The organism is Streptomyces sp. NPDC126510, assembly GCF_040302345.1.
Taxonomy (GTDB): domain Bacteria; phylum Actinomycetota; class Actinomycetes; order Streptomycetales; family Streptomycetaceae; genus Streptomyces.
The window spans coordinates 1-11,482 of sequence record NZ_JBEORR010000069.1 but is presented as its reverse complement, the minus strand read 5'-3'; the positions used below and the strand labels follow the sequence as shown (position 1 = coordinate 11,482).

Below are 11,482 nucleotides of genomic sequence, written 5' to 3'. Positions count from 1 at the left end.
TCTCAATGCCTTCGCGATCACGTTCGCGGATCGTTGGCCCGGATCAGAAACCTACTGATGAAAACGGCCGAAACACCGTTAACGAGATAGTCCCCCCGCTCCCTCTGTGAGCAAGGCAAGAGTCTCGACGCTATCGCCTCCATGCGGGGTGTCGGCAGATCTTCGATCAGCAGAGCGCGTTGACTTCCTCTGGTGGTAGCGGACTTTCACAAATCTGGCGAGAGCACACATGATCGGTGCCGGTCGACTACTCGGTGATGATTGCCCGTCAGCTTTGTCGAGTGTCGGGGTGGGGCGGTATGGAACCGTGGATCGAACCTGGTTGCACCCCTTCGACAGCCGATTCGGTGTCAATCTGGCTTTCCGCTGATCTGTTTGACCTGCTTCGTGAGGTCGCCGAGTGTCATCGCCACTCCAGAAAACGTTTCGGAGTTCTCGCGACGTGGCGGTGGTAGCCGGCCGATGAGATCGGGTTGGTAGGTGTGGGGGAGTGCTGCTCCCGGACTGTCCGCACGCGCCCGGGTTGCTAGTTGGTATCGACCGGGAATCCGACCAGGTGCATACCGGTAATGCGGTTTATGGTGGGAAGTGCGAGGCCGCACGGATATTGACCGCGCACGAAAAGGGCTGTCTGGGTTGTGTGCTCAACGCAGATGGCATCCCACCGCCCCGGCTCGACGTGCAGGGCCGGGGTCCTGGGGGTGTGCGGTCGTTGAAATCGCCGCAGCTGCCTTGTTCGTGCCAAACCATCCATCCGATTCGAGAGCTGTTGCAAGTCAGCATGAGTCGGTCGGAACGTTTCGTCGGACCTCCGTATCGCGGCGAGTCCGCTGCGGCGGCCGATGGGTCCCTGGGGCGGGAAAGTGGAGGCCTGTGTCGACCGGACGACTCTTGAGTGGATGATCGTCGATAAGTAGCGGGTGTGTGAGCAGTGCCCATTGGCATACCAACCTCTTCCGGCGGCGGAGTGCGGGTCCTGCGGAGGTCGGGGGTGTGCAGGCTGGGATGGCGGTACGCGCAAGGCTTCGAGCATGCCGAGGGAATGCTGATGGTGCTGCACGGTATCAGTGAGGATCGAGGTGTTTGAGGTGTTTGAGGTGTTCGAGGTGTTCGTCGAGCAGTCTCGGCAATGCAGTATTCGGCTGACGGTGCTCGCGGCCGAGGTGGTGGATACGCTCCCCACGCGGTAGAAGTAGGTGAGGGGTGCAGGGGAGGAATGTGAGGGCGATGCAGGTGGACTGGTTCGTGTCGGTGCGGGACGAGGAAACCGGTGTCCACCGCTACCGCGGCGGTGCAGGGTTCGACCGTGCGTCGGTGATCGAGCAGGTGATTCGCGCGGGGCGGGACATCGCTTGCCGTGAGGACGGTGCGGTCGTCGGTGTCGTCGGCGAGGTTGTCATCGACGGCACTGCAGTGGGCGCGATCGCTTTCGGGGACCGCGCCGTCAGTGATGAGGAGCTTTGCCGCGAGATCGGTATGCAGTTCGACAGGGTTCGGTCCTCTTCCGGCTTTCGATGGGACGGTAGGTGATCGCGGAGTGGGATGCTTCCCACTGATGTGGGCCTCGTGGGGTTAGGGTGGATGTCAGTTCTTCGTCATGGCTGTGGCAACGGGCTGGTCATGGCTGTGGCAACGGGCTGTCTTTTACCTTGTGCTGTCTGCATGGGGCCTCGATGAGTAGGACTGCACTGTGCCGTTGACGAAGAAGTTCTCGGAAATGTACGACGACGCGCTGACCGCGTTGGCTGCGGCGTCGCAGCGGCCCGCTGCTGTGGTGAATGTGGACGGGCAGTACGCCATTCGTGTGGATCTCGAGTACAACCGCTACGTGTTGGCCACCAATTCTGCGCGAGGGTTGTGGGACGAGCCCGATGCGAGCGGTTCGTGGTGGGTGCACATCGTGCAGACCGGTGACGACAATACGGAAACTTCGCTCGCGCAGGCGCAGAAGCCGTGGCTTATCGACGCGTTCGATGCGGCGATCGACCAGCTCGAATCGGAGGGGCATGTGATCGCTGCCGATGCGGATTTCGGCGCCATCGCTCACGCCGACGCGGGGTCACCGCCTTCCGGGACGCGCTCGGAAGGCGATTCCTCCGCGGGCATCCCACTGAGCTGAGCGATCTGTTCGGCCAGGATCCCGTTCCGGTTTTCCAGGTCGAGGATGACACCGATCGCAGTCAGGTTGATGCCGTCGGCGATCAACGCGCTGATACGTGTCAACGTGGCCAGGTCTGCTTCGCTGTAGCGGCGGGTTCCCCCGCCCGTGCGGGCTGGGGTGAGCAGTCCGCGCCGCTCGTACAGTCTCAATGTTTGCGGGCCGACGCCGGACAGTTCCGACATCACGGAAATCCCGTACACCCCACGGCGGTCGTAGGCAGCATGGACGTGCGCTGCATCTGTCACTGCCACAGCACTACTCCCTCAGCCCAACCGGATATCACTCGACTTTAACACGGCTCATCACTATCCCTTCGCCGGCCGATGCTGCAAATCTGATGGTCAGCACTGCAGATTTTCGCGCAACCGAACATAGTCACGGCTAGAACGTACCCGCCCGGTAAGAACGGAAACTCGCCTGAATGTGCAGGTGAGCCCAAGGGGAGATTGCTCACGGCGCCTTCGACCCTGCTTTCCCTGCCGCTCTAATTGTCGCTTATCTGCATCAGTTGGTATAGATTTACGACATCGGAACAGACAGCTGTGTGTGAGCATGTGGACCCCGGGAGTGTGAATGACAACTGCCATGACCTCCTCATATGACGTCGGGCGGACTTCTGCGCAGCGGCGATCGCCGATCACGACCCCTGTCGCCTCCCGAGGTTGGTGGCGGCGGGTGACGCTCGATCTCGTCCTGGTGATCGTGATCGCCGGAATCTTGGGCGCAGTCGGATCCGTCCTTGCCGGCCCGCTGACCGGAGTGGCGTTCGCCCTCGTCGCGGCGGCCTCATTCCGCGTAGTCCTGCAGGCGATCAACCCGTGAGCGCGACTGTGAAGGAGAAGACGATGCCCGCAGCACGATACGCACGAGCAACGACCACCCGGCAGAAGTGGGTGATAGCGTGAGCCGGCACATGAAGGACGCCGAATACGCACAGGTCGCGGGCTTGCTGGAAGAGTTGGCTTCTCTGCCGGGAGACGACGCACGCTGCGAGCGTCTGCGCACGCAGATCATCGAACTATGTCTACCGCTGACTCGCCATATCGCCTTGCGGTATCGCGGCCGCGGACAAGCGCTCGACGATCTCGTCCAAGCGGCCAGCGTCGGTCTGGTCAGTGCGGTGAACCGTTTCGATCTGGCCAAGGGCAAAGACTTTCTCGCCTTCGCGATTCCCACGATGATGGGGGAGGTGCGTAAGCATTTCCGGGATCGTGGATGGGATGTGCGGGTGCCGCGCTCGTTGCAGGAAAACTGTCTTGCGCTCAACAAAGCACGCACCGCGCTCACGCAGGATCTCGGGCGTGAGCCGACGGTGCCGGAGCTGGCGAAAGAGCTCGGAGTCGAGCCCGCCGAGGTCGCGGAGATCGTTGCTGCCGGCGATTCCTATCATGCAGCGTCCCTCGATGCAGCCGCCGTCGGTGACGGTCGATCGATCGCAGATGCGTTGGGAGAGTTCGATGCTGCCCTCGACGGCATCGACAATCAGGAAACGCTGCGGCCGGCGCTCCTCGCTCTGCCCGAGCGTGAGCGCATCATCGTGATTTACCGGTTCTTCGGGGAACTGACTCAGGCGGAGATCGCGGAGAAGATCGGAGTGTCGCAGATGCACGTCTCTCGGCTCCTCGCCCAAAGTCTCGCGAAACTGCGAGCCTCGTCTTCCTTTGCGCCCCGGCCGGTCGCGGTCGCAGCCTGACCTGACTGGGAAGAAAGGACGAGGATCGAATGCATTTCACTTTTCTCTACGACGGTGCTGCGCAGCGCACTGCTGAGTACCCGACCTTGGAGGAAGCTGTCCGGAGTATCGAGTTGGGGCAGGTGGATCGCACGCTCTGGAGCATTCAATACACCGATCGCGAGGGCGGAATTCGGGTCTACCGATTTCCCGCGGACCGCGGAGTCGGTGGTGAATGACGAACGCGCAGTACTGAATACAGCAGTACTGACTTCAACAGGCCAGCTTTCAACACGCTGAGCTGTACTCGATAACCATTCCGGGGATTCGTCAGACGCAAGGCCCCAAGGCCCGTCCCCCTGGGCGCTTACGAATGCCGGCGGGACGATCTGGGCCGCGGAGGGGAGCCGTCGGCAGTCGGTGGGATGTGTCAGATGTGATCGTTCTTGTCGTGCTTGGCGCGATGTATTCGCCGCGCGGGAACAGCTCTCAATGTGCGGGTGCTACCGATCTGCCGGTGTCGCAGACGTATCAGACCAGCCGCGGCCGCGCTTGCCACGATCGCCCAGGCGACGGTGGGAGCCCACGCCCCTTGGGTCAGGCTCACGGCGATGCCGACGACGGCGATGAGCAGGATGGCCCACACGAACATGGCGCTGAAACTGGCGATAGGCCTCACGAGTAACTCCTCACATGTGTTGGCAGGTCAAGATTCCGTGGGGCGAGGTCGTCCGCTGCGGATCGAATCCCCGCGCGCGCCTTCCGTTGCGGCGTTCGGCTCTGTTTCGACTGCGGCATGACGTCGATTGGCTTTTTCGCGACGGGGCGATGTTTCGCTACTGGCAGGGATACGCCAAAGTTTCGGCGAGTGACCGTCTTCGGTGTTCGCGAGGGTGCGTAGTCCGTCGGCGTCTTGTTGGAGGGTGGTGACGAAGGGTGCTCGCGCGTTTTCGTCGAGGCCGTCGGGCAGGTTCGCTCCCTCGCTGACCATTTTCGCGGTGTTGTCGAGAAAGCGAGCGATCCGCAGCAGCAGCGGCCGGGGCATGGGAACGGTACCGGTGCGGGTGTTTGTGCGGGCGTCGGCGGCGATCATGCCCAGAGTCGACAGGTGGGACAAGCCGTCGGTCAGAGAGTGCTCTTCGAGGTTGCCGTGGGCGACTTTCAGCGCTTCTGCCAGGGCGGCGATGGTCAGTCCGAGTGCGTTGGTGGGCATGGGGATGGTGCGTTCGAATTCGGTCATGGGCTCGCCGGGTGCTTCGTCGGAAATGGCCGCCGCGAGGGAGTTGGCGAAGATGGCGAGCTGTTCGTCGGTGAAGTGTCGTTGGGCGGTGCGGCGGGTGACGTGCATCAGGCGGGCGTAGTCGTCGAGTTTGTCGTTGAGCAGTACGCGGGCCTGGGAGTCGGTGATCGTCAGCCCCAGACCGAGAAGCGTGCCCCGTAGTTGGGTTGTTCGGGTGTCGAGCCAGGTGCTGTTCGGACTCATATCTGGCTCCACTCTCTCGCGAGATCTTATACCGAGCATAGGCGTCGTTCGGCTTCGGACTTCGCCTCAGGGGCGGCATCCGAATCCGCAGCGGGCTGATCATGTTCCTCGCCTGCAGCGGCGTACGGTCAGGTTCCTGACCCTGTCGCCTGTGTTTGAGCGCAACGGCTCGCAGCCGTATCAACACACCCACGAGAAGTGTTGTGCAGCCTGTGAAGTGACCGCATTGACGTCGACGGGGGCCGAGTGGATTGGACTGCGGGTCAGTTCGCAAGCTCCTTTTTCGGCTGTACTCGTTTCGTGTCTTCGGATCTGTTTTCGGAGGCCTCGAGGAGGATTGGTTATCGGCGACACACCGCGAGTCCCCGCTTCTCTCCATTGCATAATTTCGCGTGTCCTACGTTTCCAAAATCTGTGACCTGGGTAACAAACCCAGGGTTGATGAGGAGACAGTGATGGATGTAATTGTGTGGGCCGAATCCGAGGAACGTGAACGGTGGTGGCGACAGGTCATGGGCCTCGCACTCGCAATCGAGCGTTTCGAGGCGGAAGAACCGATCGCACGTGGTTTGTCCGCGACGTCGAGGATGCGCGTATCGGTCCGATCGATTCATGGCGTGACCGCTGCCTGAGTCCAGCTACCGGAACGTACGCGTCCGGAATGCGTCTGAGAATTCTGCCTTCCGTGGTGTGAGTGGCTAATTCGATGTCAGAGGGAGCAGTGGCGATGGTGAACGTGGTTCTGTTACTCGTGATGTTAGGTGTCGGTCTGACCGTGGTGATGTGCCTGGACTTCCAGTGGCTTCGTTCGTCCTCACGTGGCAAACGACACCGGCACCCTCGGCACGCACGTGTAGGACTCGGGAAGCCGTAGTAACCCCCTGCGGGGGAACCGTGCCGATGGGCGATTGCGCTTCCGGTGGCCCGCGCCTACTCCTGCCGCAGCAGTCCCCAGGCCTGCGGGGTGCGGGAGTTCAGACTTCGTCGGGGCGTATCTGGTCCGGGCGTTCGATGTTTCCCCGCCAGGCGCCTGTTTCCTGGTCGCGGGATTCGATGAACTCCTTGAAGCTCCCCATGTCCTTTTTGACTCTGTGGGTGAGGACTCCGAGTTTGTCGGCAATGTTTTCGACGAAGCCATCAGGGTCGATGTCCATCTGTGCTGTCACCCTGGTGTGCGAGTCGTCCAATCGGTGGAAGGTGATCACACCCGCATGATCGGGGCCTGCGTCCGATTTCCACGCAATGCGTTCGTCCGGGTGCTGTTCGGTGATGGTGGCGTCGAATTCCCGTGGTTGTCCGGCTATTTCGAGGATCCAATGTGTGTGCACATCGTCGATTTGTCGAATTTCCCGTACTCCGGACATGAAGTGGGGGAACGACTCGAATTGAGTCCACTGGTCGTAGGCGGTACAGATGGGGACGTTGACATCTACGGATTCGGTCACGGTACTCATGATTTTCGAGCTACCCACTCTGTCAACTGATACACATCGCAGCAGTCGACGTGGAAGCCACGGTCAGGGTGTGTCTTCGGGTTCGCCCAGGTCGCAGGGTCGTTCACGCTGCGAGAAGGTTCGAAGACAATCGGTCATAGCACCGCCAACAACCCGCGCGCGCGGTAGAGGCGCTCGGGTAGTTCATCCAGGGGCACCCTCTTCGGTCCGCCATTACCGTCGGCCTTCATGGAGGAGCATGTGCAGAACCGCCGAGGAGCACACCCGGTGGGAAACCCACGACGCACAACGATGCGATCAGGGCAGCCACAGAGGCGAACTCGGACACGAGTTGTGGGATCGCCGTCGAACGGTACGCAGACGACCGTCGACTCTTCGCAACGCATCTCCCGCAAGGAGGGCACCGAGGAACCGCCCACAGACACCGCCCTCGCCCCGGGTAGGCCAAAAAATCGTCCAGTCCGGATATTGAGAATTGCTGTTGCGTCCTCGGCTAGCCGGCCCCTTCCCCAGCCGCGGCGAACATCAAGTGCCGCAAGGCATCAAGCGCAACCGGGCGCGCAGTACGTCTCCCTCGTGCACTGCAGGGTTCCGCGGATCGCCAGCCTGAAGGTCGTCGGTGTACATCGCCGTCGACGTCGACGAATACTGCGCATCCGCCGGTCGACCTACCCGGACGTCACTGGTCCGGAGCATCACCGCATTCGAGAACTGAGCGTTTCGGCTCACGATTCGGTGCGGCGTTTACATGACGGGCAGCGGGGGTAGTGAGTCGAGGATCCACCGGATAGCCGGTCCCCCAAATTTTGCGTCCGGTGGATCACTTGTGCCGTGCCTCAGCTCTGCCGGGCCAGGGCACGGGACGGCTCGTCGGGTTTCACTGACCTGGGATCCGATGAGCCGTCACGGTTTCGACCGCTGGCCTACTCAGGAGAGCTGGGCGCGTACACCTTGGGCGGCGAGATCCTTCGAGGGTCTTCCGATCGCTAGAGCTGCTGTGGAAGGCGTCAGCCAGTTACGCCGCCAACCCGCGTGATGTCTTCACTGCCCCGATGCGTCCCGGTCGCGGCACCCTGGGTCTCTGTCCTGTCGCTACCCTGTCTCGTCGCAACGCTGCTACACGTTGTCCGACGGGCATATGCGTCTTCGAGGCATGGTTGGAGACATAGGGGAAACCGTGCCAAATACCGGCGGACTCGACGCCCCCGCTGCCCGCTGACTGAGAAATCTGTCAGCCCGGCCTACCGGCGCGGCTTCAAGCCTTCCACCCGGATTTCGGTGATTTCCCGGTAGACGACGACCTCGAACGCGTCCGATAACGACGTCACTTCTATGCTTGCCTCGACCCCGGAGATGGGAAATATGCCGGAACCATTGGCTGAGTTGCTCAGGGAGATCCGAGGGTGCACGCTCTGCGCGGACCACCTGCCGTGCGGACCGCGTCCCGTACTGCAAGCAGGCCCATCGGCTCGGCTGCGTGTGATCGGCCAGGCGCCCGGCCGCAAAGTTCATACGACGGGTGTTCCCTGGGACGATCCTTCAGGTGACTGTCTGCGCGCTTGGCTCGGTCTGACGCCCACACAGTTCTACGACCCGGACACGGTAGCCGTCATGTCGATGGGCTTTTGCTATCCAGGCAAAGCCAGGTCGGGCGATAAACCACCGAGATCCGAATGTGCATCTCATTGGCATGGGGCACTGAACGATCGTTTACTCGACGTCCGACTCACGGTGTTGGTCGGTCAGTATGCACAGGCGCATTATCTACGTGGTCGGCGCAAGCCGACACTGACCGAGACCGTCAAAGCAGCGAAGGATTACCTGCCGTTGGGGTACCTTCCCCTCCCACATCCTTCTCCGCGCAACCAGCCGTGGCTTGCCAAGAACCTGTGGTTCGAAGAGGACGTGTTGCCGATCGTCCAGACCGCAATTCGCTCACTCGCCCTGTGAAAGATCTTTTTGTCTCCACGTAGAGGTTCAGCGCAAAGCGCGAACACAACGTGTTCGACGTTGTCAGTTGACCGTCCACATCATCGAACCGATACCGAGCTGGCCGCCCGGTCACTGAGCTCTCCCCGTTCACACGCCGCGTCGGCGCTACACGCTCTCGCGCCTTACACCTTGCCCCCGGGTGTGTCGTCAACCGCCAGTCCACCTGAGTGCACGTCGAGACTGCGCAGCGGGTGGCCGTGTCTCATCCGACATACCAGACTTAGGACATGACCCGGGGAGCAAATACGAGGGTGAAGATGACTTAATCGCATGGAGGACATGGCATTTCGTCGAAAACGATTGCAGGACGGTTCTCGCCATCGTTTGAGGTGGATCATCCATTCCACAGCGCGTGTACGAGGTCGACCCGTCCGTCGCGCATGGGCGTCCCTTCGCCGCGCAGTAGGACGAGAGCGTTGTTGCCGTGACAGGTAGCGGGAGTGCCGTTGGCGTAGACCACTCGGTGCCAATGTGTTTCGTCTGCCCAGTGGGTCATGACCTGGCCGACTTGGCGCGGATGCGCGTCGACGATGGTGGCGATCAGTCCGTATGTCATCACTCGGCCTGCAGGAATACGGTCGATGATGTCGAGGACGCGGCGAGCGAACGGCGAGGGGCCGTCTTCCGATATTCCGTTCGGCAACTCAGACATTGAAATACTTTGCTTCCGGGTGGTGCAGGACAAAAGCGTCCGTGGACTGCTCGGGATGCAGCTGCAGCTCCTCGGACAATTCGACGCCGATTCGTTCGGGTTCGAGCAACGCAACCAACTTGGCTCGATCCTCGAGATCCGGGCACGCGCCGTATCCGAACGAATAGCGAGCGCCGCGGTACTCGAGATCGAAGTAACCGGCAACCTCGGTGGGATCCTGCTCCGCGACGGTGTGACCCTCGGGAAGCACTAGCTCTTCACGGACGCGTCGATGCCAGTACTCGGCCAGAGACTCCGTGAGCTGGACACCGATTCCGTGAACCTCGAGGTAATCGCGGTACGAGTTCGACGCGAACAACTCGTTGGCGAAGTCCGCGATCGGCTGACCCATCGTCACCAACTGGAACGGGAGTACGTCGACCTGCCCGGTGGCCTCGGCGTCCTTGCGCGAGCGAACGAAGTCCGCGATGCACAGGAAGCGGTCGCGGTGCTGGCGCGGGTAGGTGAATCGGAACCTTTCGGGTGCATCCGGTTTCGGCTCGGTGAGCACGATGACGTCGTCGCCCTCCGAGATCGCCGGGAAGTACCCGTACACGACCGCGGCATGCGCGAGGATGCCCTCGGACGTCAACCGATCGAGCCAGTACCGAAGTCGCGGACGGCCTTCCGACTCGACCAGTTCCTCGTACGTCGGACCGTCGCCCTTGCGCTGACCGCGAAGGCCCCACTGGCCGAGGAAAAGAGCGCGCTCGTCGAGCAGCCCCGAGTACTCGGACAGCGAGATTCCCTTGACGATGCGCGAGCCCCAGAAGGGAGGTGTCGGCACCGCGATGTCGGCTGCGACATCGGAACGCTCCGGCAGGACCACGGGAACCGCTGCAGCCTTACGCTTTTCGGCGATGCGCTTGGAACGCTCGTGACGAGCCTTACGCTCGGCAGCCTTCTCGCGAGCAGCGATGGCCTCCGGGCTGTCCGGCGCCGGGCCGCCACCACGCTTGGTCGTCATGATCTGGTCCATCAAGTTCAGACCCTCGAAAGCGTCGCGGGCATAGCTGACGTCGCCCTCGTACACCTCCTGCAGGTCGTTCTCGACGTAGGAGCGCGTGAGCGCCGCACCACCGAGCAGAACCGGGAACTTCTCGGCGACTCCGCGTGCGTTGAGTTCCTGGAGGTTTTCCTTCATCACGACAGTGGACTTCACGAGCAGTCCGGACATGCCGATCACGTCGGCTTTCTTGTCCAACGCGACGTCGAGAATGGTCGCGATCGGCTGCTTGATACCGATGTTGACGACCTCGTAGCCGTTGTTGCTCAAGATGATGTCGACCAGGTTCTTGCCGATGTCGTGAACGTCGCCCTTGACGGTCGCGATCACGATGCGACCCTTGCCGTCCTCGTCGCTCGCCTCCATGTGCGGTTCGAGGAATGCCACGGCAGTCTTCATGACCTCGGCGGACTGCAGAACGAACGGCAACTGCATCTGTCCGGAGCCGAACAGCTCGCCGACGGTCTTCATGCCCGAGAGCAAGGTCTCGTTGATGATGGCCAGCGGAGGCTTGATCGTCATCGCCTCGGTGAGGTCGTCGTCGAGGCCGTTGCGCTCGCCGTCGACGATGCGGCGTTCGAGCCGGTCGAACAACGGAAGTCCCGCCAGTTCCTGCGCACGGGACTCGCGCGCCGACGCAGCCGAGACACCCTCGAACAGAGCCATCAGCTTCTGCAGCGGGTCGTACCCCTCGCTACGACGGTCGTAGACGAGGTCGAGTGCGGTTTCACGCTGCTCGTCAGGAATTCGGGCCATCGGCAGAATCTTGGACGCATGAACGATCGCCGTGTCCAGACCTGCCTCGGTGCACTCGTGCAGGAACACCGAGTTGAGGACCTGCCGTGCGGCCGGGTTCAAACCGAACGAGATGTTCGAGATACCCAGGGTGAAGTGGAGTTCCGGGTACGCAGCCTTGAGCTGACGGATGGCTTCGATGGTCTCGATGCCGTCGCGTCGCACCTCTTCCTGACCGGTGGAGATGGGGAAGGTCAAGGCGTCGACGATGATGTCGGACTCGGCGAG

At 61.9% G+C, this 11,482-nt stretch carries 11 protein-coding genes; 5 read left to right on the top strand and 6 right to left on the bottom strand.

Annotated elements, in window-relative coordinates; translation table 11 throughout:
- Window positions 1–1,227: 1,227 nt before the first annotated feature.
- Together ABTX60_RS42255 and ABTX60_RS42250 are read left to right on the top strand one after the other, a co-directional pair.
- Window positions 1,228–1,530: a hypothetical protein gene (locus ABTX60_RS42255; protein WP_003943349.1), complete on the top strand. Its 303-nt coding sequence runs from the start codon at window positions 1,228–1,230 to the stop codon at window positions 1,528–1,530.
- 166 nt (window positions 1,531–1,696) lie between these two features.
- Entirely contained in the window at window positions 1,697–2,119 is a 423-nt protein-coding gene (locus ABTX60_RS42250) for a hypothetical protein (RefSeq protein WP_350835144.1), read from the top strand.
- On the opposite strand, the gene ABTX60_RS42245 is transcribed toward ABTX60_RS42250, so the two are convergent.
- The gene (locus tag ABTX60_RS42245; protein ID WP_256261650.1) at window positions 2,044–2,412 is read right to left on the bottom strand and encodes a MerR family transcriptional regulator; all 369 of its coding nucleotides are present in this window, start codon (window positions 2,410–2,412) and stop codon (window positions 2,044–2,046) included. The two genes, ABTX60_RS42250 and ABTX60_RS42245, sit on opposite strands and share 76 nt — an antisense overlap.
- A 424-nt stretch (window positions 2,413–2,836) precedes the next feature.
- On the opposite strand from ABTX60_RS42245, the gene ABTX60_RS42240 reads away from it, so the two are divergent.
- Window positions 2,837–2,983, top strand: coding sequence for a hypothetical protein (locus tag ABTX60_RS42240; protein ID WP_003943399.1), 147 nt, complete (start codon window positions 2,837–2,839; stop codon window positions 2,981–2,983).
- 91 nt (window positions 2,984–3,074) lie between these two features.
- Entirely contained in the window at window positions 3,075–3,854 is a 780-nt protein-coding gene (locus ABTX60_RS42235) for a SigB/SigF/SigG family RNA polymerase sigma factor (protein WP_003943395.1), read from the top strand.
- 409 nt (window positions 3,855–4,263) lie between these two features.
- On the opposite strand, the gene ABTX60_RS42230 is transcribed toward ABTX60_RS42235, so the two are convergent.
- The 3 genes from ABTX60_RS42230 to ABTX60_RS42220 form a co-directional block, all read right to left on the bottom strand.
- Window positions 4,264–4,512, bottom strand: a complete 249-nt coding sequence (locus ABTX60_RS42230; protein ID WP_003943394.1) for a hypothetical protein — start codon at window positions 4,510–4,512, stop codon at window positions 4,264–4,266.
- 27 nt (window positions 4,513–4,539) lie between these two features.
- Entirely contained in the window at window positions 4,540–5,316 is a 777-nt protein-coding gene (locus ABTX60_RS42225) for a hypothetical protein (protein ID WP_003943377.1), read from the bottom strand.
- A 974-nt stretch (window positions 5,317–6,290) separates the two neighbouring features.
- Window positions 6,291–6,770 (bottom strand): SRPBCC family protein, encoded by a 480-nt coding sequence (locus ABTX60_RS42220; protein WP_037130811.1) that lies wholly within the window; start codon window positions 6,768–6,770, stop codon window positions 6,291–6,293.
- Window positions 6,771–8,102: 1,332 nt separating this feature from the next.
- Here ABTX60_RS42220 and ABTX60_RS42215 point away from each other — a divergent pair.
- On the top strand, window positions 8,103–8,720 hold the full coding sequence (locus tag ABTX60_RS42215; protein ID WP_003943384.1) for a uracil-DNA glycosylase family protein: 618 nt from the start codon (window positions 8,103–8,105) through the stop codon (window positions 8,718–8,720).
- 376 nt (window positions 8,721–9,096) lie between these two features.
- On the opposite strand, the gene ABTX60_RS42210 is transcribed toward ABTX60_RS42215, so the two are convergent.
- Both ABTX60_RS42210 and ABTX60_RS42205 read right to left on the bottom strand, forming a co-directional pair.
- The gene (locus ABTX60_RS42210) at window positions 9,097–9,414 is read right to left on the bottom strand and encodes an MGMT family protein (protein WP_003943354.1); all 318 of its coding nucleotides are present in this window, start codon (window positions 9,412–9,414) and stop codon (window positions 9,097–9,099) included.
- The coding region (locus ABTX60_RS42205; protein WP_352101954.1) for a vitamin B12 dependent-methionine synthase activation domain-containing protein at window positions 9,407–11,482 on the bottom strand (2,076 nt) is incomplete at its 5' end. The genes ABTX60_RS42205 and ABTX60_RS42210, both read right to left, overlap by 8 nt.

What these genes read in the sequence shown, in the direction of transcription:
- ABTX60_RS42225 (WP_003943377.1), bottom strand. Translation starts at nt 5,316, where the DNA reads ATGAGTCCGAACAGCACCTGGCTCGACACCCGAACAACCCAACTACGG.
- ABTX60_RS42220 (WP_037130811.1), bottom strand. Translation starts at nt 6,770, where the DNA reads ATGAGTACCGTGACCGAATCCGTAGATGTCAACGTCCCCATCTGTACC.
- ABTX60_RS42255 (WP_003943349.1), top strand. Translation starts at nt 1,228, where the DNA reads ATGCAGGTGGACTGGTTCGTGTCGGTGCGGGACGAGGAAACCGGTGTC.
- ABTX60_RS42215 (WP_003943384.1), top strand. Translation starts at nt 8,103, where the DNA reads ATGCTTGCCTCGACCCCGGAGATGGGAAATATGCCGGAACCATTGGCT.
- ABTX60_RS42235 (WP_003943395.1), top strand. Translation starts at nt 3,075, where the DNA reads ATGAAGGACGCCGAATACGCACAGGTCGCGGGCTTGCTGGAAGAGTTG.
- ABTX60_RS42210 (WP_003943354.1), bottom strand. Translation starts at nt 9,414, where the DNA reads ATGTCTGAGTTGCCGAACGGAATATCGGAAGACGGCCCCTCGCCGTTC.